At 71.7% G+C, this 21,468-nt stretch carries 14 protein-coding genes; 11 read left to right on the top strand and 3 right to left on the bottom strand.

Annotation, left to right across the window (positions count from 1 at the left end):
- Window positions 1–262 precede the first annotated feature (262 nt).
- Complete coding sequence (gene dcd / locus AC559T_RS23895) at window positions 263–868, top strand: dCTP deaminase (RefSeq protein ID WP_071060864.1); 606 nt, start codon at window positions 263–265, stop codon at window positions 866–868.
- An 83-nt stretch (window positions 869–951) separates the two neighbouring features.
- Here dcd and AC559T_RS23890 read toward each other — a convergent pair whose 3' ends face one another.
- Entirely contained in the window at window positions 952–3,174 is a 2,223-nt protein-coding gene (locus tag AC559T_RS23890) for a (Fe-S)-binding protein (protein WP_498870175.1), read from the bottom strand.
- 820 nt (window positions 3,175–3,994) lie between these two features.
- Between AC559T_RS23890 and AC559T_RS23885 the strand changes: the two genes are divergently transcribed.
- The 6 genes from AC559T_RS23885 (at window position 3,995) to clpB (ending at window position 13,733) form a co-directional block, all read left to right on the top strand.
- Complete coding sequence (locus AC559T_RS23885) at window positions 3,995–5,284, top strand: nuclease-related domain-containing protein (protein ID WP_498870174.1); 1,290 nt, start codon at window positions 3,995–3,997, stop codon at window positions 5,282–5,284.
- A gap of 798 nt (window positions 5,285–6,082) precedes the next feature.
- Window positions 6,083–7,921, top strand: a complete 1,839-nt coding sequence (dnaK, locus tag AC559T_RS23880; protein ID WP_012157677.1) for a molecular chaperone DnaK — start codon at window positions 6,083–6,085, stop codon at window positions 7,919–7,921.
- Window positions 7,918–8,754 carry a nucleotide exchange factor GrpE gene (gene grpE, locus AC559T_RS23875; RefSeq protein WP_112108097.1) on the top strand — a complete coding sequence of 279 codons (837 nt, stop codon included), beginning with the start codon at window positions 7,918–7,920 and terminating at the stop codon, window positions 8,752–8,754. The genes dnaK and grpE overlap by 4 nt, the downstream gene beginning before the upstream one ends.
- Window positions 8,755–8,925: 171 nt before the next feature.
- Window positions 8,926–10,107: a molecular chaperone DnaJ gene (gene dnaJ / locus AC559T_RS23870; protein ID WP_112108096.1), complete on the top strand. Its 1,182-nt coding sequence runs from the start codon at window positions 8,926–8,928 to the stop codon at window positions 10,105–10,107.
- Window positions 10,104–10,724 carry a heat shock protein transcriptional repressor HspR gene (locus tag AC559T_RS23865; RefSeq protein ID WP_112108095.1) on the top strand — a complete coding sequence of 207 codons (621 nt, stop codon included), beginning with the start codon at window positions 10,104–10,106 and terminating at the stop codon, window positions 10,722–10,724. Before dnaJ ends, AC559T_RS23865 begins: the two co-directional genes overlap by 4 nt.
- A 396-nt stretch (window positions 10,725–11,120) precedes the next feature.
- On the top strand, window positions 11,121–13,733 hold the full coding sequence (gene clpB / locus AC559T_RS23860) for an ATP-dependent chaperone ClpB (RefSeq protein WP_112108094.1): 2,613 nt from the start codon (window positions 11,121–11,123) through the stop codon (window positions 13,731–13,733).
- Window positions 13,734–13,787: 54 nt separating this feature from the next.
- Here clpB and AC559T_RS23855 read toward each other — a convergent pair whose 3' ends face one another.
- On the bottom strand, window positions 13,788–14,588 hold the full coding sequence (locus AC559T_RS23855; RefSeq protein WP_498870173.1) for a hypothetical protein: 801 nt from the start codon (window positions 14,586–14,588) through the stop codon (window positions 13,788–13,790).
- A gap of 291 nt (window positions 14,589–14,879) precedes the next feature.
- Here AC559T_RS23855 and AC559T_RS23850 point away from each other — a divergent pair, with 291 nt between their 5' ends.
- Window positions 14,880–15,800, top strand: coding sequence for a pseudouridine-5'-phosphate glycosidase (locus AC559T_RS23850; protein ID WP_248830893.1), 921 nt, complete (start codon window positions 14,880–14,882; stop codon window positions 15,798–15,800).
- A gap of 20 nt (window positions 15,801–15,820) precedes the next feature.
- Here the strand turns inward: AC559T_RS23850 and AC559T_RS23845 are convergent, their stop codons facing one another.
- Window positions 15,821–16,651, bottom strand: a complete 831-nt coding sequence (locus tag AC559T_RS23845; RefSeq protein ID WP_498870172.1) for a hypothetical protein — start codon at window positions 16,649–16,651, stop codon at window positions 15,821–15,823.
- Window positions 16,652–17,047: 396 nt separating this feature from the next.
- On the opposite strand from AC559T_RS23845, the gene AC559T_RS23840 reads away from it, so the two are divergent.
- The 3 genes from AC559T_RS23840 to AC559T_RS23830 all read left to right on the top strand — a co-directional run bounded on the left by AC559T_RS23840 (window position 17,048) and on the right by AC559T_RS23830 (window position 21,409).
- Complete coding sequence (locus AC559T_RS23840; protein WP_498870171.1) at window positions 17,048–19,282, top strand: MMPL family transporter; 2,235 nt, start codon at window positions 17,048–17,050, stop codon at window positions 19,280–19,282.
- A 126-nt stretch (window positions 19,283–19,408) separates the two neighbouring features.
- Window positions 19,409–19,933: a PH domain-containing protein gene (locus tag AC559T_RS23835; RefSeq protein ID WP_071060843.1), complete on the top strand. Its 525-nt coding sequence runs from the start codon at window positions 19,409–19,411 to the stop codon at window positions 19,931–19,933.
- 66 nt (window positions 19,934–19,999) lie between these two features.
- The gene (locus tag AC559T_RS23830) at window positions 20,000–21,409 is read left to right on the top strand and encodes a PH domain-containing protein (protein WP_112108092.1); all 1,410 of its coding nucleotides are present in this window, start codon (window positions 20,000–20,002) and stop codon (window positions 21,407–21,409) included.
- Window positions 21,410–21,468: the final 59 nt, after the last annotated feature.

Here is a 21,468-nt window from a genome sequence, read left to right as displayed (position 1 = left end):
GCTGCGTCGCCAGCTCCCTCGCGCGGACCGGTTCCCTCTCCGCACGGCAGTTCCCTCCGCAGTCAGAGTGTCACCGAAGGCGATGTCCCGTGACGGCAACCTCGCACGCGTCCGGGATGCTCCTACCCGAGACACCACGACTCCCACACCGCGACGGCGGCGAAATCACCGCAGTCCGCACATCCCGCCATCAGAGGGCCGCGATGATCCACCGGGCTCATGCCGGCAGGACGTCCAGGCGGCTGCGGTAGCGTCCACGAACGTGCTGCTGTCCGACCGGGATATCCGGGCCGAGATCACCGCCGGCCGCGTCCGGCTCGACCCCTACGACGAGGGGCTGATCCAGCCGTCCAGCGTGGACCTGCGGCTCGACCGCGCGTTCCGGGTGTTCCAGAACCACCGTTACAGCCACATCGACCCGGCCGTGGAGCAGGAGGATCTCACCGAGCTCGTGGCGCCCGAGGGCGACGAGCCGTTCGTCCTGCACCCGGGAGAGTTCGTGCTCGGGTCGACGCTGGAGGTCGTGACGCTCCCGGAGGACCTCGCCGGCCGACTCGAAGGCAAGTCGAGCCTGGGCCGGCTGGGCCTGCTGACCCATTCGACCGCCGGGTTCATCGACCCGGGCTTCTCCGGCCACGTGACGCTGGAGCTGTCGAACGTCGCGACGCTGCCCATCAAGCTCTGGCCCGGGATGAAGATCGGCCAGCTCTGTCTGTTCCGGCTGTCGACGCCGGCCGAGCACCCGTACGGCTCGGCGGTCTACGGCTCCCGGTACCAGGGTCAGCGCGGGCCGACGCCGTCCCGTGCCTACCGCGACTTCACCCGGGCGGCCGTGCCCGAGATCCCCAACGGATCACACGGCGCCTGACCGCACACACGACGACGGCCGCCCCCGAATCCCCGGGGGCGGCCGCGACGGCGTGGCTACTGCCTGATCCGCTCGCTACCGGTTCAGCTGCTCAGCGGCTCCGCTGTCGGCGTGGGCGTCGGCGCGACCAGTGAGCGGGCCAGCAGCTGCGAGACGTCGAGCACCTCGACGCTCTCCTTGGCCTCGCCGGCGAGCTTCTTCTCGGTGACGGCGTCGGAGAGCATCACGATGCAGAACGGGCAGGCCGTCGAGACCACATCGGGATCGAGGCCGAGGGCCTCCTCCATGCGGTCGACGTTGACCCGCTTTCCGATCTTCTCCTCCATCCACATCCGCGCGCCGCCGGCGCCGCAGCAGAAGCCACGGTCCTTGCAGCGGTGCATCTCCTGGCCACGGATGCCCGGGATGGCCTCGAGGATCTCCCGGGGCGGGGTGTAGACCTTGTTGTGCCGGCCGAGGAAGCACGGGTCGTGGTAGGTCACCGAGGAGTCGATCGGGGTGATCGGGACGAGCTTGCGCTCCTCGACGAGCTTGCCGAGCAGCTGCGTGTGGTGGACGACCTCGAACGTCCCGCCGAGCGAGGAGTACTCCCGGGCGAGGCTGTTGAAGCAGTGCGGGCAGGTCGCGACGATCTTCTTGACGCCCGTCTCGTTCAACAGCTCGATGTTGGCCTTCGCCATCTCCTGGTAGAGGTACTCGTTGCCGAGGCGGCGCGCCGGGTCACCGGTGCAGGACTCCTGGCTGCCGAGGATGGCGAACTCGACCCCGGCGGTGTGCAGCAGCTCGGCGAAGGAGCGCGCGACCTTCTTGGCCCGGTCCTCGATGGCGCCGGCGCAGCCGACCCAGTAGAGGTACTCGACCTCGTCCGGGATCTGCTCGCCCTCGTCGAGGATACGCACCTCGAACGGCAGGTTGTCGGTCCACTCGGTGCGCGAGCGCGGCGAGACACCCCACGGGTTGCCGTTGTTCTCCAGGTTGCGCAGCATCACGCCGGCCTCGGACGGGAACGCCGACTCGATCATGACCTGGTAGCGGCGCATGTCGACGATGTGGTCGACGTGCTCGATGTCCACCGGGCACTGCTCGACACAGGCCCCGCAGTTGGTGCACGACCACAGGACGTCGGGGTCGATGACCCCGCCCTCCTCCGCGGTGCCGACGAGCGGGCGGTCCACCTGGGGCTGACCGGGCTCGGGGACACGGCCGAAGCCGGACTCGGGCACGTGGTGGTGCACCTTGTGCTTGCCGGAGCCGTCCTCGGACGCGCTGGCGGCCGCCTTCGTGGTCTCCTCGGCGCTCTCGCCGTCCTCGGCGCCCTTGGGCGCGAGCAGGTAGGGAGCCTTCGCGAAGAGGTGGTCCCGGAGGTCCATGATCAGGAGCTTGGGCGACAGCGGCTTGCCGGTGTTCCAGGCCGGGCACTGGCTCTGGCACCGCCCGCACTCGGTGCAGGTGGAGAAGTCGAGCATGGCCTTCCAGGAGAAGTCCTCGACCTTGCCGACCCCGACGATCGGCTCGTCCTCCTCCATCAGCTTCTCGATGTCGGGCGTGGTGCCCAGCGGGCCGAGCGCGACCGGCTCCCGCTTGAGGATGACGTTGATCGGCGCCAGGCCGATGTGCAGGTGCTTGGAGTAGACCACCAGCACCAGGAAGCCCATGATGATCGCGATGTTGAGGAGCAGGAACACCGTCTCGATGTGTTCGTTGGTGTGCTCCGAGAAGGCATCCAGCGGCAGGCTGACCAGCCAGGACGCGAACGCCCACTTGGTGTCGCCCTGCGGGTGGGTGCCCGCGTTGAACTGGGCGCCACGGGTGATCAGCAGGGTCACGATGACCAGTGTGATCATCCCGAGGATGACCCAGGCCGGGCCGATGTGGGAGCCGTAGAACCGGGACTTGCGGTCAAGCCGGGCCGGGGCGTTGCGCAGCCTGATGACCGTGAAGGTGATCAGGCCCGCGAGCACGGCGACTGCGAAGAAGTCCTCGAGGAACCCGATGGCCGCCCAGTGCCCGAACAGCGGAATGTGGAAGTCGTGGTCGAACAGGGCCCCGTACGCCTCGACGATCGTCAGGCCGAGGATGGTGAAGCCCCAGAAGGTGAAGGCGTGCGCCAGGCCGGGCACCGACCACTTGAGCAGCTTGCGCTGGCCGCCCACCTCGCTGATCTCGGTCCAGATCCGGGTCGGCAGGTCGTCGAGCCGGCCCTCCGCCGGTTGACCGGACCTGATCAGTCTGGTCAGCCAGAAGACGCGGCGGCCGGCCACCGCGAGAGCGATCAGCGTGATCGCTAGACCGATCGCGATTCTCACAGGTCCTCCATCTGTGCTATCCGGTCAGTGCTGACCGGTGTTGACCGACGACAACCGGTGCCGCCCGGCGACGCGGCGAGCCTACCCGTACCCGCCGGTAACTTCCTGAGCGCGACGGCCGCCCCACCCTTGGCCATCAACGCGGAGCGTTCCGCTGCCACCGCGACCCGCGTGACGGCCATCGGGCCCACTCCGAAGCGCAAGCCTTCCCGTGACCGTACGACCCGCGACGAGCGGAGTGACCAGAGACACGTCACGATCACCGGACACGCATCACTCCCCCTCCGAAAGTCCCACAACGACACCATCCGGGGTGGCTCCCGGGGGCCATCACCTTTAGATCCCCCGCTCCTGACCCCGAACACCCCCGACCCTGCCACGACGTGGTCCGAGTGGGGCGGGATCGGGGACCTATTGGGCTGATCTTGCCCGGCGTGCCGGGGAGCCTGCTACTTTGAGTGGCAGACAACCGCCCGAACCACGACTCTCCGCACCGTCCGTTCTCGTCTGGCCACCCCACGAGCCCCAGGTGGGACCACATGGTCCAATCGCCGGGTGGCACGTGTTGTGGCACTCCGCCGGCCGGCGGCCTGTTGCTCGTGGATCATCCAGAGCGCTGATGTCAACTCTTGTGATGACCATGAGCCTCCCCGCACCATGGGTGGGTGCCTCGGTCCGGGCGGTCACGGGATCACGCCGTGACCGGGTCGGGCCAGAGGTTTCAGCCGGCCGGCTACAGCGCTGTCGCGACGACGCCCGGCGCGCTCCGGAGAACGGTCTCCAACCACGTTGACGACCCCTGCGATCCATGGTGGGCACGATGGCGACGAGCACCAGGCCGGCGACGCCCCGGGCCGGGCGGCCCGGGTTCTCCCAGCACACGGAATACCTGCGCGCGCGAGAGAACCAGGCGATGGTCCGACGCGACCGCCTGGCGCGCGAGGTGCCGCGCGCGGCCATCCGCGCCGCGGTGGTCGGCATGGGCCTCGGCCTGGTCATCGGGTTCGGGCTCGGGCTGCCCGGTCTCGGCGTGGCCGTCTTCGTGGTCCTGCTCATCGTCTGGCCCGGTGGCATCGCCGTGGCCGCCTTCGGTGTCTCGCCGGACGTCGAGACCCTGCGCGAGGCGGCCGAGGCTGAGCGCAAGACCGCCCGCGCGATCTCCCGGCTCCGCCGACACGGCTATGTGATCATGCACGACCGGGCCGTCCCCTACTCGCAGGCCACAATCGGGCACCTGCTGATCGGTCCCGGCGGCGTCATGATCCTCGGCAGCGACACCAACAAGGGCATCGTCCGCTACACCAAGGGCGGTGCCATGGTGGACGGCGAGTCGCTCAAGCCCGCGATCGACAAGACCTCATGGCTCGGCGGCGAGGTGCGCAACCAGGTCCGCGCCGCCCTGCCCACCACGAAGATCCCGGTCTACCCGGTCCTCGTGATGGTCGAGGCGAGCGTCCTGTGGAGCGACGGCGCGCTGGACGGCGTCACGATCATCAGCGTCAAGGACGTCGTCAAGTACGTCCGGAGCAAGCCCGGGCGGCTCAACCCCGGGCAGGTCCAGCAGGTCCTCGCCGCCGCCCAGCGGCTCTTCCCGCCGTACTCCTCCAACCGGCTCGCCGAGCACGTCGTCGTCGACCGCGACCAGTGGCTCACCCTGATGGACGCCCTGCGCACAATCCGCGAGCGCGGCGGCGACGCCTCCGAGATGCTCGAGCGCCTCGCCCAGATCGAAGCCGACCTCGGCCGCCAGGCCGATCTCATCGACCGCGCCGGCATGCCCCTCGCCCGGGCCGCCGACCAGCCCGACGGCCCGACCGACAGCCCACCGCCCGCTTCCGGGACGGACACGGCGACCGACGCGATCGGCCTGCTGGACGTGGACGGAACAGGCGCCGCCAAGTCCCTGGAGGGACCCCCGCGAGCCCGCCCCGGCGAGGGCCGGCGCGGCCGCATCCTGGCCGCCGTCCGCCAGCCACGGGGCAGCGAGTCCATCAGCACGTCGAGCCGGCCCCGCGGAGGCGACGGCCCGACGACGGCAAAGGGCGACCAGCCCCCCGCCCCCGGCGACGACCGCGCCCACCCGCCCTCCGGGCCCGGATCCGGGTCGTAGGCCCGTCCTGCCGGCGCGTCTCGGGCAGCACGGCGACTCGAAGAACCTGACAGCCCCGCGCCCCCGACCGGCCGCACAGCCCTGATCAGCGCCACCGGCTCACGCCCGGGCTCCCACCCTCAAAGATCACCCCACAGCCCCTCCCGGGCAAAGCGTGGCGGTTGGGTGAGTCCTGGCCGTCGCTGAACCGCCGCGCTTTTCTGGATCTTGCTCCGCCGGGCGCTCCGGGGCTGTCCTGGCGCCTCCTCGCGGTGATCGGCGCCCGCCCTCAGGCCGCGCGCCCCGGAGCCCGAGGCCCCTGAAGCCCGAAGCCCCTGGAGTCCGAAACCGCAGGATGCCCGAAAACCCCGAGACGCCAAGGCCCCGGCATACCCGTGACGCCGGATGCCCCGCGACCGGGCGGAAGTCGCGGCGGCACCGGCCCTGCATCAGGAGCGACGTCTCGACCACATAAGGTGATACTTGAGGTGTCCGACCCTGCAAGTCCGTCCGACGGAGCAATATTGAGTGGACAGGACTCAGGTTCGTCTGGTTATCCTAAGAGCGTCCATCCTGAGTCGACCGTACTCAAGTCGGATCCGGGCGCGGGTGCGCGCGACCGGAGCCGGGTGGCAGCGAGAGACAGCAGCGCCACAGCCACACCGCCACATCGCCACAGTCGCACCACCAACATCCGCACCAACGCAGCCGCGCACACGACCGACGCTTCGGCGCAGGACGCAGTCCGGGGCTCACACCAACTAGGGCGTCCCGCCGGTCTCCACCAGGCGGGCCAGCATGATCGAGAGGCATACAGACATGGCACGAGCGGTCGGTATCGACCTCGGCACCACGAACTCCGTCGTGAGCGTGCTCGAGGGTGGAGAGCCCACGGTGATCGCCAATGCCGAGGGTTCCCGGACGACTCCGTCAGTCGTGGCCTTCGCGAAGAACGGCGAGGTGCTCGTCGGCGAGGTCGCCAAGCGGCAGGCCGTGACGAACGTCGAGCGGACCATTCGGTCGGTCAAGCGTCACATGGGCACCGACTGGAAGATGACGGTGGACTCCAAGGAGTTCACCCCCCAGGAGATCAGCGCCCGCATCCTGCAGAAGCTCAAGCGGGATGCCGAGGCCTACCTGGGTGAGTCGGTGTCCGACGCCGTCATCACCGTCCCGGCCTACTTCGACGACGCCCAGCGGCAGGCGACCACGGAGGCCGGCACCATCGCCGGTCTGAACGTCCTGCGCATCGTCAACGAGCCCACCGCGGCGGCGCTGGCCTACGGGCTGGACAAGGGTGAGAAGGAGCAGACCATCCTGGTCTTCGACCTCGGTGGCGGCACGTTCGACGTGTCCCTGCTCGAGATCGGCGACGGCGTGGTCGAGGTCAAGTCGACCTCCGGCGACACCCAGCTCGGTGGTGACGACTGGGACCAGCGCATCACCGACCACCTGATCAAGACCTTCAACGGTCAGCACGGCGTCGACCTCGGCAAGGACAAGATGGCGCTGCAGCGCCTGCGCGAGGCCGCCGAGAAGGCCAAGATCGAGCTGTCGCAGTCCACCCAGACCTCGATCAACCTGCCGTACATCACCGCGTCGGCCGAGGGCCCGTTGCACCTGGACGTCTCGCTGTCCCGGGCGGAGCTCCAGCGGATGACGCAGGACCTGATCGACCGCTGCAAGGGCCCGTTCCAGCAGGCCGTCAAGGACGCCGGCATCAAGATCAGCGACGTCGACCACGTCGTGCTCGTCGGCGGTTCGACCCGGATGCCCGCCGTCGTGGACCTCGTCCGCGAGCTGACCGGCGGCAAGGAGCCGAACAAGGGCGTCAACCCGGACGAGGTCGTCGCGGTCGGCGCGTCCCTGCAGGCCGGTGTCCTCAAGGGTGAGGTCAAGGACGTCCTGCTGCTCGACGTCACCCCGCTGTCCCTGGGTATCGAGACCAAGGGCGGCATCATGACCAAGCTGATCGAGCGGAACACGACGATCCCGACGAAGCGCTCGGAGATCTTCACCACCGCCGAGGACAGCCAGCCCTCCGTGCAGATCCAGGTCTTCCAGGGCGAGCGCGAGATGGCGGCCTACAACAAGAAGCTCGGCATGTTCGAGCTGACCGGCCTGCCCCCGGCCCCCCGCGGCATGCCGCAGATCGAGGTCACCTTCGACATCGACGCCAACGGCATCGTGCACGTGTCCGCGAAGGACCTGGGCACCGGCAAGGAGCAGTCGATGACGATCACCGGCGGCTCGGCGCTGCCGAAGGACGACATCAACCGCATGGTGCAGGACGCCGAGCAGTACGCCGAGGAGGACCGCCAGCGCCGGGAGGAGGCCGAGACCCGCAACCGCGCCGAGTCCCTCGTGTACTCGACGGAGCGGTTCCTGGCCGAGAACGGCGACAAGATCGAAGCCGGCGTGAAGTCCGACGTCGAGGAGAAGCTCAGCACGCTGCGCGGCGCGGTCGGCGGCACGGACATCGCCGCGATCCGCGAGGCGGCGGACGAGCTGACCAAGGCCAGCCAGGCCATGGGCGAGTCGATGTACGCCCAGGCCGCGGGCGCGCAGGGTGCCCCGGGCGCTCCCGGAGCCGGGGCGGGCCAGGCCGACGACGACGTGGTGGACGCCGAGATCGTCGACGAGGAGGACAAGAAGTGACCTCTGCCCACGGCGAGCACCGGCTGGACGACAGCCGGGCCGGCGGGGACGGCGGCCCGGAGGAGCCCATCGTCAAGGACAGGCGGCGCATCGACCCGGAGACCGGCCAGGTCCGTGGGACCGCCGCCGGTGCGGCCGCCCCCGGCACCGAGCCCCTGGGCCCGGCCGGGGCGGGCCCGGCCGACGCCGACTCCGAGCTGGTCGCGTCGCTGCGCGGCCAGCTGGGCGAGCGGACCGCCGACCTGCAGCGGCTCAAGGCCGAGTTCGACAACTACCGCCGGCGCGCCGCGCGCGAGCGCGACGCCGCCGGTGACCAGGCCGTCTCCAAGCTGCTCGGCGGGCTGCTCGGGGTACTCGACGACATCGGCCGCGCCCGCGACCACGGTGATCTCGAGGGGCCATTCAAGGCCATCGCCGAGGCGCTGGAGACCGCGCTGGAGTCGACGGGCCTGGAGCGGTTCGGCGCGCCGGGCGAGGTGTTCGACCCGCACCTGCACCACGCCCTGATGCACTCGTACCGGTCGGACGTCGCCGAGACGACCTGCGTGGAGATCTTCCGGGCGGGTTACCGCCGGGGGGACTTCGTGCTCCGGGCCGCGCAGGTCGCGGTCGCGGAACCGTCCGAGGACGGCGGTGACGCGCTGTACGAGGACGGGCCGGACGCGGGCATCTCGGACCGGGTGACCGAGGTCGGGCCACCCGGGGAGTATGACGCCGCCGAGGGTCAGCCGGCCGCCGGCGCGTCTCCCGGAAGGGAGAACGCTCCCCTGCCGGACGACACCGGCAGTGTTCCGGGTCCGGACCGCGGGGGACCGACCGTCAGCGCCGACTGAAGAGATGGCCTACTGAACCATGCCGATGGACCGTTCGCGTGCCTCCCGCCCGGTGCTCAGCGCCGGGCGGGACGGCTCGTTCCGACCTGACCGGCGGCCGGCTGGCCCTCGGCGCCCGGATGCTCCCGATGCCCGCGCGCCGGGCTCTTTCATGACGGAAGGAGGGGCGCCGTGAGTGTTCGCGACATGGTTGAGAAGGACTACTACGCCGCTCTCGGTGTCCCCAAGGACGCGTCCGCGGCCGACATCAAGAAGGCGTACCGCAAGCTCGCCCGGGAGCTGCACCCGGACAAGAACCCCGGGGATGTGAAGGCGGAGGCACGCTTCAAGGAGGTGTCCGAGGCCTACGACGTCCTCTCCGACGAGAACCGCCGGCGGGAGTACGACGAGGCCCGGGCGCTGTTCGCCTCCGGCTCCCACCCGGGTGCGGGTGGGCGCGGCGGCGGCATGGGCGGGTTCGGGACGCCGGGCGGCTACGGCCCGGGTGCCGGGAACCTGAACCTCGACGACCTGCTCAACGGCAACGGCGGCGGCGGGCTCGGCGGGATCTTCGACAACCTCTTCCAGCGGTCACCGACCGGGCGCGCCCCGCGCCGCGGCACGGACATCGCGGCGGAGGTGACCATCTCGTTCGAGAAGTCGCTGACCGGCCTCGAGGCGACGGTGCGGCTGCCCGGGGCCGCCACCTGCGCCACCTGCGCCGGCATCGGGGCCCGCCCCGGGACGTCCCCCCGGACGTGCCCGGTCTGCCGGGGCCTCGGCGTGATCTCCCGGTCGCAGGGCGGGTTCGCGCTGTCCGAGCCGTGCCGCGACTGCCTGGGCAAGGGCAGCCTGATCGACCACCCCTGCCCCGACTGCCACGGCACCGGCCGCCGCGAGCGCGAGCAGCGCATCCGCATCCCGGCCGGGGTCAGCGACGGTCAGCGCCTGCGGGTACGCGGGCGCGGCTCGCCCGGCGAGCGCGGCGGCGCGGCCGGTGACCTCGAGGTCACCGTGCACGTGCAGAGCCATCCCGTGTTCGGGCGGGAGGGCCACAACCTGACGATCAACCTGCCGGTGACGATCACCGAGGCGGCCCTGGGCGCCTCGGTGAAGGTACCGACGATCGACGGCACCCCGCTGACGGTCAAGGTTCCGGCCGGCACCTCGAGCGGACGGCGGCTGCGTGCCCGCAACCGGGGCGTCCCGCGCCCCGGTGGGGAGAACGGTGACCTCATCGTGACGCTCGAGGTGACCGTTCCCAAGCCGTCCGAGCTCTCGCCCAAGGCGCGCACCGCGCTCCAGGAGTTCGCGCGGGCGCATCCCGAGGACCCTCGTGAATCCCTGATAGCCCAGATGGAGGGACGGGCATGAACGCGCGTCCGAACCGTACGTCCGATCCGCCGCGCTCCCCGCGCGGCGCGGGTGCAGGCCCCGGAACGAGGGCTGCCGGGCCGGCGGTGGGCGGGGGCCCCGCCGGCATGGTGCCGCCGTCTCCCGGCAGAAACAGCCCCATGAACGGGAGTGGCACGGTGCACGACCCCGGTGCCACCTATTACCAGCCGCCCGGCCCCGCGGCCGGCCCGGCGCACGACGACGACGCCCCGGTGTACGTGATCTCCATCGCGGCGCAGCTCGCCGGGATGCATCCCCAGACACTGCGGTCGTACGACCGGCTCGGGCTGGTGACCCCCGGCCGTACGGCGGGCCGTGGCCGGCGCTACTCCGCCCGTGACGTCGCCCTGCTGCGCGAGGTCCAGCGCCTCTCCCAGGAGGAGGGCGTCAACCTCGAGGGCATCCGGCAGATTCTGCACCTTGGTGCCCAGGTGGTCGCGTTGCAGGCGCAGGTCCGTCAGCTGGCGGAGGAGCTCGCCGAGGCCCGGGCCGACGCGGACCGCCGGGTGGCCGAGGCCCACGCCAGCCACCGGCGCGACCTCGTCCCCATCGAGCGAGGCGCGGTCGTCGTCTGGCGACCGGGCCATCGCCGCTGACCCCGACCCCACCAGACACAGAGTCCGAAGACCAGGTCCGAAGCCCGGTCCGATGCCGACGACAAGTCCGACACGGGTGCCGGTACCGGGCGCCGGGCCGGGCCGGGCAGCGACGCGGCGTCGGTACCCGGACCGGCGCCGCGGTCGCCGGGCAGCTCATCCGGGCGCGGGCCCCGGACCCGTCCGCGTCTCCACAACAACGACACCCCGGCACCTGAAAGCCGGCCATACCGACGCATGTCCAGCAAGTTGAGTGGGAATGACTCAGGTATGCTGAGCGTTGTAGCTGGCGGGCGCGGTTCCACGCGATGTCGCGACCACCGAACCGCGAGATCGCGTGGGACCAGTGACTGAAGACCGCACGACATCGGATCGCCTCGAGACACAGGGATCGCCATGAACGCTGACCGTCTCACCGCCCGCTCGCAGGAGGCTCTGTCCTCCGCGATCAGCCGTGCCACCGGCGACGGATCGCCGCTCGTCGACCCGCTGCATCTGCTGACCGCCCTGCTCGAGGCGCCCGACGGTGTCGGTGCCGCCCTGCTGGAGGCCGTCGGCGCCCCGGCGGCGGACATCCGCTCCCGGGCGGAGGCCGCGGTGGGCCGGCTCCCCCGCGCCGCCGGGGCCAACGTGGCGCCGCCGCAGCTGTCCCGGCAGCTCGTCGCCGTCCTGAACAACGCCGAGCGCCAGGCCGCCCGACTCGGCGACGAGTACACCTCGGTCGAGCACCTGGTCGTGGCGCTCGCGGAGGAGGGCGGGGAGGCGTCCCGCATCCTCGCCGAGGCGGGCGCGACCCCGGACGCCCTGCGCGGCGCGTTCGACCGCGTCCGCGGCGGCGCCCGCCGCGTCACCAGCAGGGATCCCGAGGGGGCCTACCGGGCGCTCGAGAAGTACTCCATCGACCTCACCGCGCGGGCCCGCGACGGCAAGCTCGACCCGGTGATCGGCCGCGACACCGAGATCCGCCGGGTCGTGCAGGTACTCTCCCGGCGCACGAAGAACAACCCCGTCCTGATCGGCGACCCCGGCGTCGGCAAGACGGCGATCGTCGAGGGGCTCGCGCTGCGGGTGGCCGCGGGCGACGTCCCGGAGTCGCTGCGCGGCCGGCGGATCGTCTCGCTCGACCTCGGCTCGATGGTCGCCGGCTCCAAGCTGCGCGGTGAGTTCGAGGAGCGGCTGACCTCGGTGCTCACCGAGATCCGCGAGGCCGAGGGCCAGATCATCACCTTCATCGACGAGCTGCACACCGTCGTCGGCGCCGGCGCGGCCGAGGGCGCGATGGACGCCGGCAACATGCTCAAGCCGATGCTCGCCCGCGGTGAACTGCGCATGATCGGCGCGACGACGCTGGACGAGTACCGCACCCGCATCGAGAAGGACCCGGCACTGGAGCGCCGCTTCCAGCCCGTGATGGTCGGGGAGCCGTCCGTGGAGGACACGATCGGCATCCTGCGCGGACTCAAGGAGCGTTACGAGGTCCACCACGGGGTGCGGATCACCGACTCGGCGCTGGTGGCCGCGGCCACCCTGTCCGACCGGTACGTCACCGCCCGGTTCCTCCCCGACAAGGCGATCGACCTGATGGATGAGGCGGCGTCCCGGCTACGGATGGAGATCGACAGCCGGCCGGTCGCCGTCGACGAGCTCGAGCGGGCCGTGCGCCGTCTCGAGATCGAGGACATGGCACTCTCGAAGGAGAACGACGACGCGTCCCGGGAACGGCGCGACCGGCTGCAGCGCGAGCTGGCGGAGAAGCGCGAGGAGCTCTCCGCGCTGACCGCGCGGTGGCAGCGGGAGAAGAACTCCATCTCCGAGGTCCAGAAGATCAAGGAGGAGCTGGAGAACGCCCGCCGCGCCGCCGAGATGGCCGAGCGCGACCTCGACCTCGCCAAGGCCGGTGAGCTGCGGTACGGAACGATCCCGACGCTGGAGAAGCGGCTCGCCGAGGCGACCGGCGCGCTCGCCGGATCGGACTCGCCCGGCGGAGCGATGCTCAGCGAGGAGGTCGGTCCCGACGACGTCGCCGAGGTCGTCGCGTCGTGGACGGGCATCCCCGCCGGTCGCATGCTCGAGGGCGAGACGAGCAAGCTCCTGCGCATGGAGACGGAGCTGCACCGTCGCGTGATCGGGCAGGACGAGGCCGTGCGCACCGTGGCGGACGCCGTCCGCCGCGCGCGGGCCGGCATCGCCGACCCGGACCGGCCGACCGGTTCGTTCCTCTTCCTCGGGCCGACGGGTGTGGGCAAGACGGAGCTGGCCAAGGCGCTCGCCGACTTCCTGTTCGACGACGAGCGGGCGGTAGTGCGCATCGACATGAGCGAGTACGCCGAGAAGCACTCGGTGGCGCGGCTGATCGGCGCGCCTCCCGGCTACGTCGGCTTCGAGTCCGGCGGCCAGCTCACCGAGGCGATCCGGCGCCGCCCGTACAGCGTGATCCTGCTCGACGAGGTCGAGAAGGCGCACCCGGACGTCTTCGACGTGCTGCTCGCCGTGCTCGACGACGGCCGGCTGACCGACGGCCAGGGCCGCACGGTCGACTTCCGGAACACCATCCTGATCCTGACCTCGAACCTGGGGTCGGTCTACATCGCCGACCCGACCCTGCCCCCGCAGGTCCGCCACGATTCGGTGATGGTCGCCGTGCGCGACGCCTTCAAGCCGGAGTTCCTGAACCGGCTCGACGACGTGCTGGTCTTCGAGCAGCTCGGCCGGGACGATCTGACGAAGATCGTCGACATCCAGATCGACCGGCTGCGCAGGCGGCTGGCCGACCGCCGGATCTCCCTCGAGGTGACCGACGCCGCCAAGGTCTGGCTCGCGGACGCCGGCTACGACCCGGTGTACGGGGCGCGGCCGCTGCGCCGCCTGGTGCAGACCTCGATCGGCGACCAGCTCGCCCGCGAGCTGCTGGCCGGCCAGATCAGGGACGGCGACGGGGTCGTGGTCGACGTGGACGGGCAGCGCTCGGCGCTGAGCGTCCACTCCACGGCCCGCGCGCAGGCCATCTGAGCACGCGCGGCCGGGGCTGGCCGGGGCCGGTCGGCCCCGGCCGGTGCGGGGCCGTCACTGGGCGGCGATCTTGCGTTCCACCTGGCCGGTCAGCGTGGCGAGCAGGGCCGGATCCGCCGGCTGGAACGGGGTGACCAGGCTGATCGTCCCCTCCGCCCGACCGGTGAAGATCATGATCAGGTCGACGTAGGTGCGGAAGCTCTGCTGCTGCGCGGTGACGATGTCGATGGTGACCGTGATCCGGTCGGTCGCCCCGGGCGGCGGCGGTACCGTCTCCGTGCCGATCAGGGTGGCCCCGAGCTCGTCGGAGTCGAGCTCGTCGACGAGGGCCCGCCCGTAACACCCGGCGAAGCGGTCGAGCCGGACGATCTCCCGATGCCCCGCGACGGTGGCGGTCTCCGCGTAGACCGACGCGAAGGAGCGGAGATCCGCCCCGCTGGTGTCGTGGGTGAAGACGGGGCCGTCGGCGTCACCGGTCGACGAGGCGCCGATCTGCGCGTCGGTCGCCTCGGCGCACGTCGCCACCGCGCCGTCGAACATCGACGACGGTGCGCTGGCGACCGAGTTGGGGCCGCTCGCCGGCTGCGGCGGGTCCTGGCTGAATCCCGCGGTCTCCGGGCCGGCGGTGAGCACGAAGTCCGCCGCCGTCAGCGGCGACGGCGCTGGTGACGGCGTCCGCCGGCCGCCCGCGCCGTTGGTCCCGCCCCGGTTGACGTCCTCGACGCCGACGTCGGCCTCGGTCGAGTCGCTGCGCCGGTCCGCCCCGCGGGTCCGGGTGGAGCTCCCGCCGGTACAGGCGGTCGCGACGACGAGCAGCGCCAGCAGGCCGACGCCGGCCCGCAGGGCCATCGACATCCCGGGAATCCACGGCCGCCGGCCGGGGGCTCCCGCACGCGGTATTTCCGTTGATTTCATCGCTCTCACAACAAGAAGGATAATTCGGGTCATCGCTGCGGATAACCCGTTAATACTGTCCGTCCAACGACAAGAAACCCTGCCCCGACCGCCGACGAATGGCTATCCGTATACAGAGTTTCGTATCGTGCAGCGTTGACGTCCACCGGCGACGACCCCCGCGAACCGCGAGCGGTGACCATCAGGCACCGAGCGGTCGGTGGTGCGCGGCACTACGCCTAGAGTTGGCGGATGATTTCACCCGGTCCGGGCCTGGCCGTCTCCGCCGAGGTCTCGGCGGCGCTGACTGCCGGCCGGCCGGTGGTCGCCCTGGAGTCGACGCTGATCGCCCACGGCCTGCCGCGCCCGCGCAACCGCGCGGTCGCCGTGGAACTGGAGGAGATGCTGCGCGAACGCGGCGTCACCCCCGCGACGGTCGCAGTGATCGACGGAGTGCCCACCATCGGCCTGGACGACGCCACGCTCAGCCGCGTCGCCGACGACCCGGCGGTGGCCAAGGCGTCCGTGCGCGACCTGCCCGCCGCCGCCGCGCTGAGGCGCACCTGCGCAACCACGGTCGCGTCCACGTCGATGCTGGCCGCCCGTGCGGGCATCCGGGTGTTCGCGACGGGTGGGCTCGGCGGCGTGCACCGCGGGGCGGGCGAGTCCTTCGACGAGTCCGCCGACCTGCCGACGCTGGGCGGCACCCCGATCACCGTCGTCAGCGCCGGCGTCAAGTCGATCCTGGACGTCGGCGCGACCCTCGAGCGGATGGAGACCCTCGGGATCACGCTGCTGGGCTGGCGCACCTCGGAGTTCCCGGGTTTCTACCTCCCGGGCTCCGGCCACCGTCTGGACTGGCGGGTGGACGACGCCCGGCAGGTGGCTGGCACCATGGCGGCCCGCGACCGCCTCGGGCTGACGTCCGCGATCGTGGTCGCGAACCCGGTGCCGCGCGAGCAGGCGCTCGACCCCGGCGTCCATGACCGGGTGCTCGCCGAGGCGCTGCGCCGCGCCGAGGCGGGTGGGCTGCGCGGGAAGGCCGTCACACCGTTCCTGCTGGAGACCTTCCACACCGAGACCGCCGGCGCGAGCCTGGAAGTGAATGTCGCCGTAGTACGGAGCAATGTGGCGGTCGCGGCCGAGATCGCGACCGCCTGGGCCGCCGGCTGACCACTGGGCCAGCCGCGGGATTACTGGATCTGGAGCTTTCCGGAAATCTGGTCGGCGATACGCTGCAGATGGACCTGCGGCGGGGTGTTGTCGACGTTCGCGTAGTTGACCACAACCTCGACCTGCCCCTCGAAGAAGAACACGTTGTCCAGGACCAGGCCCACGGTCTCGCCGCCGGCCGTCACACCCATGGAAATGCGCAGTAGCCCGCTCGCCCCCGCGGGCGGGGCCGGAGACTCGGCGGCGACGATCTCGACCGTGGCCCCGCTGCCGGTGTCGGCGTCGAACTCCGCCTGCATTGTCTGGCCGAAGCATTCGGCGAACCGCGGATTGTTCAGGATCTCCAGGTCGGCGGCGACCTTTTCCTCGGTCACGATCTGCGCCGAGGACGACATCGTCACGAGCTCGTCGACGTCGCTGGTGAAGTCCGGGCCGTCGGCGGTGTCCAGGTGCTCGTCGCTGAACTGCTCGGCGGGTACGCCGAGGCACTGCGCCACCTGGACCATGGTCAGGTCGTCGGAGTTCGACTGCGGGTCCGCGGGAGAGGCGGTGAACCCGGCCGTGATCGCGCCCTCGGTGAGCACGTAGTCCTCGGCTCGCAGCATGGGCTCGGCCGGGGTCCGGGAGACGACCGGTGCCTGCGACGGGCCGGGCGGCGCGGAGGTCGCCGCGGGCACGATGCCCGCCGCGCCGCTCCCGCCGCTCTGGCACGAGGCCACGACCAGCGCGGCGGCGGCCAGCGCCAGCCCGCCGCGGCCGGCACTCGCCGGTCCGCTCCGCCACGGCCGCGACGACCTCGGCGACTGTCGCGACCGCCACGGCCTCCACGATCCCGAATTCCGCACGTCCATCGTTGAACCCCCAAGAATGGCGGCCCGAGTCGAGTAGTCGGACCGTGAATTCCGCGTCATTGCGGTTTCCCGCCGCATTGGCGGCCCCATCCACGATGCCGCATAAATACGACTGCGGACACCATGATTTCTGTCGTCGTAGGGACAGCCGGCGGCCGGTCGGGGAGCTTGGTACCCCCCTTGACATGGCCGGGCGTTTCCACCATTCGCACCGCATCAACCGTTCGCACCCCGTCAAAGGCGGTGCGCGACCGATCGGACACGCGACCGATCAGACGCGGAGCGTCTCGGCCGCGGGCGACAGGCGGTGTACGTCGTAGCTGGGTGGGCGTCCGAAGCTTTGAGCTGGCAGCATCAGGAGGGATACCGGCGGGACACGGGAGGAGGACACGCCTGATGGGCCTGCCGCGTCCCGGTGCCACGCTCCACACGCGGCGGTTCCGCTGGGCGGTCGTCCTGGTGTGGCTGCTGATCGGCGTCGCCGTCAGCCCGCTCGCGTTGATGCTCACCGACGCCGAGACCAACGACGCGGCCGCCTTCCTCCCCGAGGGCGCCGAGTCGACCCGTCTGCTGGAGGCCCAGCGGCAGCTCCCCGGCGGTGACGCCGTGCCGGCGGTGGTCGTCCTGGCCCGTGACGGCGGCCTGACCAAGGCCGACCTGGACGTCGCGACGACGTTGCGCACCGAGCTCGCCGGGTTCGCGGCGACGACGATCCCGGGAGTGATCCCCGCGCCGGATCATCGCGCGGTGATCATCACCGTCCCGATGCCGCAGACCACGGACGCCGACCGTTTCACCGCCGACGTGGCGCGCATGCGGACGATCGCCAGGCAGGCCGCCGCCGCGGAACCAGGCCTGGATTCCGCGGTCACCGGGCCCGCGGGCCTGGTCTCCGACACCTACGACGTGTTCGTGAAGATCGAGGGCGCGCTGCTGTTCGTGACCGCGTCGATCGTGGCCGTGATCCTGCTCGCGGTCTACCGAAGTCCGTTCCTGTGGGTCGTGCCGCTGCTGTCCGTCGGCATCGCCGACCAGACCGCGGCCGGACTGATCTACCTTCTCGCCGAGCACGCCGGGCTCACGGTGAACGGCCAGAGCGCCGGCATGCTGCGGGTGCTCGTCTTCGGCGCCGGCACCGACTACGCGCTGCTGCTCATCTCCCGCTACCGCGAGGAGCTGACCCGGCACGCCGAGCCGGCCACCGCGATGCTGGTCGCGCTGCGCCGCGCCGGCCCGGCGATCCTGGCGTCGGCGGGCACAGTGATCATCGGCATGCTGTGCCTGCTGCTGGGCGAGCTGAACTCGCACCGCGGGCTGGGCCCGGTCTGCGCGATCGGGATCGCGGTCGCGCTGGTCACCATGCTCACGCTGCTGCCGGCGGCGATGGTGGTCGGCGGGCGACGGCTGTTCTGGCCGTTCGTGCCGCGTCTGGGCCAGGCGGAGCGGTCGGTGGAGGCCGGCGCGTGGGCGCGCGCCGGCGCCGTGATCGGGCGCCGCCCGCGGACGGTCTGGGTCACCACCGTGGCCGTGCTGGGCGCGCTCGTCATCGGCATGCTCGTCCTGCCCGGCGTCCTGCGCCAGGACCAGGCCTTCCGCGACAACGTCGAGTCGGTCCAGGGCCAGCGCCTGGCCGAGCGGAGCTTCCCGCCGGGCGTCACCGCGCCCACGTTCGTGGTGGCGAACAGCGCGCGCGCCGATGCCGTGGCCGAGGCGGTCCGCGCGACTCCCGGCGTGGCCGCGGCGGCGGAGAGCGGGCGGACGTCCGAGCTCGTCCAGTTCCTGGTCGTGTTCGACGCGCCGCCGGACAGTCCCGAGTCGTTCCGGACGGTGGAGAAGCTGCGCACGACCGTGCACGCGCTACCCGGCGCCGACGCCCTCGTCGGCGGCAACACCGCCGTCAACCTGGACATCCGGGACGCGGCCGTGCGGGACCGCGAACTGATCATTCCGGTCGTGCTCGTCGTGGTGCTGCTCATCCTCGGGCTGCTGCTGCGTTCCGTCGTCGCGTCGCTGCTGCTCATGGGCACGGTCGTGCTGTCGTTCTTCGCCGCCCTCGGCGCGAGCGCGCTGGTCTACCGCTACGTCTTCGACTTCCCCGGCATCGATCCGGCACTGCCTCTGATCGGTTTCATCTTCCTGGTGGCGCTCGGCGTCGACTACAACATCTTCCTGATGACCCGGGTGAAGGAGGAGACCGAGCGCATCGGGCACGCCGCCGGTGTCCGCCGTGGCCTCGCGGTGACGGGCGGGGTCATCACCTCGGCCGGGGTCGTGCTCGCCGCCACGTTCGCCGTGCTGCTCATCTTCCCGCTGGTCCAGCTCGCCGAGGTCGGTTTCCTGGTCGCGTTCGGCGTTCTGCTCGACACGCTTGTGGTCCGCTCGGTGCTCGTGCCGGCGCTCGCACTGGACGTCGGCCCCGTCGTGTGGTGGCCCAGCCACCCGGAACGCGCCCGGCCAGCCGGCCCAGTCACCGGCCAGCTCACCGACCAGCTCACCGGCCACGAGACGCTCGCTGACTTCGGAGCGCTCGGTGTTCCCCTGAGCGCGATGGAGCCCGCGGCCGCAGCCCTCGACAGTGCCGAGGAACGAGCCCGAGCCGAGGAGGACGAAGGCACCGAAGCGAACCGATAAACAGGCCGCCGGCAGCCCAGACGGTGCGGACACCGGGCCGGGGCAACGGCCCGGTGGTGGTTCCGCCGTGGCCGTCGCGCCGCGAAATGGCTCAGCGTGCCACGCGCAAGACCTTATGGTTGCGAGATGCACACAGCTCCGGCCGATACCCCTGGCCCGGGGTGGAGCTCCCATTCCTGGCGGATCGACCCCGGTAGCTGGCGGGGCCTGTCGCCGCAGCTGCGCCGCCTGCGCCGGCTGCTGCTGCTGATCGGCGCCATCCCGGTGATCGTGCTGGTCAGCCTGATCGGCGGGGCGTTCCTGGGGCTGCCCGGACTGGCGGTGGGGGCCGTGCCGACCGCGGCCACAGTGTGGGGCTGGCGCTCGATCGGCCGGGCCTGGAGCGCCTGGCGCTACGCCGAGCGCGAGGAGGACCTCCTGATCAGCCACGGCACCTTCGTCCGGAGGCTGGTCGTCGTCCCCTACGGCCGCATGCAACTGGTGGACGTCACCGCCGGGCCGCTGGCGCAGCGGTTCGGCATCGCGCAGGTGCGGCTGCACACCGCCGCGGCCACCACGGACGCCGTGATCCCTGGGCTGTCACCGGTCGAGGCGGCCCGGCTGCGGGATTCGCTGACCGAGCGCGGCGAGGCCCAGGCGGCCGTCCTGTGACCGGGAACGTCCGGTGAGCGGGGCAGGGCTCGCGGGCACGGCAGGGCCAGCGACCAGGGCCGCGTTATGACGAGAGCCGAGCCGGAGCCGTCGGTCGAGGACGCGGCTCCGCCGCTCCAGCCGCCGCCCGCCGGTGCGGAGCCGGACGACGGCTACCACCATCTTCATCCGCTCACGCCGCTGCTGCGCGGTTGGCTGCTGGTGGCGGCGGTCGCCGTCAGTATTCTGAAGAACTTCGCAGAGGAACTGACGGTTCGCAGTGTCACGCTCACCCTCTCCGCGCTGCTGCCCGCGGCCTCGGCATACGGCTACTGCGCCTGGCGGTTCACCCGTTACCGCGTGGAAGCCGAGGATCTGCGGCTGGAGACCGGCCTGCTGATCAAGCGTGTCCGGCATGTGCGGCTCGACCGCATCCAGTCGGTGGACGTCGCCCAGCCGCTGATCGCCCGGGTGACCGGGCTCGCCGTGCTGCGGCTGGATCTCGCCGGCACGCACGACGGGGACGCGGAGGAATCCGGCACGAGGCTCAGCTACCTCTCGCTCGAACGCGCGAGGCTGTTGCGGGCGGAGCTGCTCGCCCGCGCAGCCGGCGTGGCGCCCGGAGCCGGAGAGGCACCCGAACGCCCGCTCGCGTACGTTCCGCCGCTACGCCTGGCAGCCGCGATCACGCTCTCCCCCGCACCGTGGCTGGCACTCGGCGCGGCCTTCATCCTGGTCACCCCGGCCCTGCTCACCGGCACCTTCGCCGGGTTCATCGCGGTCGCGCCCGCGCTGGTCGGAGTGTGGCGGACGACCTTCGACCGCTTCGCGACCGGCTTCCGGTTCACGGTGTCGGAATCGCCGGACGGCCTGCGCATCCGCGGCGGCCTGCTCGACCGCGCCCATCACACCGTGCCGCACGGCCGGGTCCAGGCGGTGAGCCTGCGCGGCTCGCCGCTGTGGCGCTGGCTCGGCTGGGTGGAGCTCCAGATCAACGTCGCCGGCGACGCCCGGAGCATGCTGCTGCCCGTCGCCCCCCGCGGGCAGGCCGTGAACGTGATCGAACGGCTGCTGCCGGCCGTGGACGTCGACGGCATGGCGCTGCCGCGCCCGCCGGGCCGGGCCCGGCTGATCGCGCCGGTCCGGTGGCGCCGGATGCGCTGTGGCGCGGACGACCGGGTGTTCGTCGTCCGCGGCGGAGTGCTGTGGCAGCGCACCGACATCATTCCGCACGGCAAGGTGCAGAGCATCAGGGTCGTGCAGCACCCGGCCCATCGCCTGCTGCGCCTCGCGGACGTCCACCTCGACTGCGCGGGCGGCCCCGTGCGGATCCACGCCCGGCTGCTGGACGTCCGCCAGGCGCACGCGATCGCGGCCGCGCAGGCCGAGCGCTCCCGGCTCAGCAGGGTCGCCGCCGTGCCGATCGTGACCGGCTCGCCGGCCTGGACGCCGCTGCGCCCCCTGTCCGGGGCACGCGACCCCGACGCGGTGCACTGAGCCACCGGCCGGCTACCGGCCAGGCGCCGCCGGTGATCAGCGGGCCCGGCGGGCCCGGC

Source organism: Frankia sp. Hr75.2 (genome assembly GCF_949319125.1).
GTDB lineage: Bacteria > Actinomycetota > Actinomycetes > Frankiales > Frankiaceae > Parafrankia > Parafrankia soli.
This window is presented reverse-complemented; position numbering and strand designations above follow the sequence as displayed.

What these genes read in the sequence shown, in the direction of transcription:
- AC559T_RS23885 (WP_498870174.1), top strand. Translation starts at nt 3,995, where the DNA reads ATGGCGACGAGCACCAGGCCGGCGACGCCCCGGGCCGGGCGGCCCGGG.
- dnaK (WP_012157677.1), top strand. Translation starts at nt 6,083, where the DNA reads ATGGCACGAGCGGTCGGTATCGACCTCGGCACCACGAACTCCGTCGTG.
- AC559T_RS23865 (WP_112108095.1), top strand. Translation starts at nt 10,104, where the DNA reads ATGAACGCGCGTCCGAACCGTACGTCCGATCCGCCGCGCTCCCCGCGC.
- clpB (WP_112108094.1), top strand. Translation starts at nt 11,121, where the DNA reads ATGAACGCTGACCGTCTCACCGCCCGCTCGCAGGAGGCTCTGTCCTCC.
- AC559T_RS23855 (WP_498870173.1), bottom strand. Translation starts at nt 14,588, where the DNA reads ATGTCGATGGCCCTGCGGGCCGGCGTCGGCCTGCTGGCGCTGCTCGTC.
- AC559T_RS23850 (WP_248830893.1), top strand. Translation starts at nt 14,880, where the DNA reads ATGATTTCACCCGGTCCGGGCCTGGCCGTCTCCGCCGAGGTCTCGGCG.
- AC559T_RS23845 (WP_498870172.1), bottom strand. Translation starts at nt 16,651, where the DNA reads ATGGACGTGCGGAATTCGGGATCGTGGAGGCCGTGGCGGTCGCGACAG.
- AC559T_RS23840 (WP_498870171.1), top strand. Translation starts at nt 17,048, where the DNA reads ATGGGCCTGCCGCGTCCCGGTGCCACGCTCCACACGCGGCGGTTCCGC.
- AC559T_RS23835 (WP_071060843.1), top strand. Translation starts at nt 19,409, where the DNA reads ATGCACACAGCTCCGGCCGATACCCCTGGCCCGGGGTGGAGCTCCCAT.
- AC559T_RS23830 (WP_112108092.1), top strand. Translation starts at nt 20,000, where the DNA reads ATGACGAGAGCCGAGCCGGAGCCGTCGGTCGAGGACGCGGCTCCGCCG.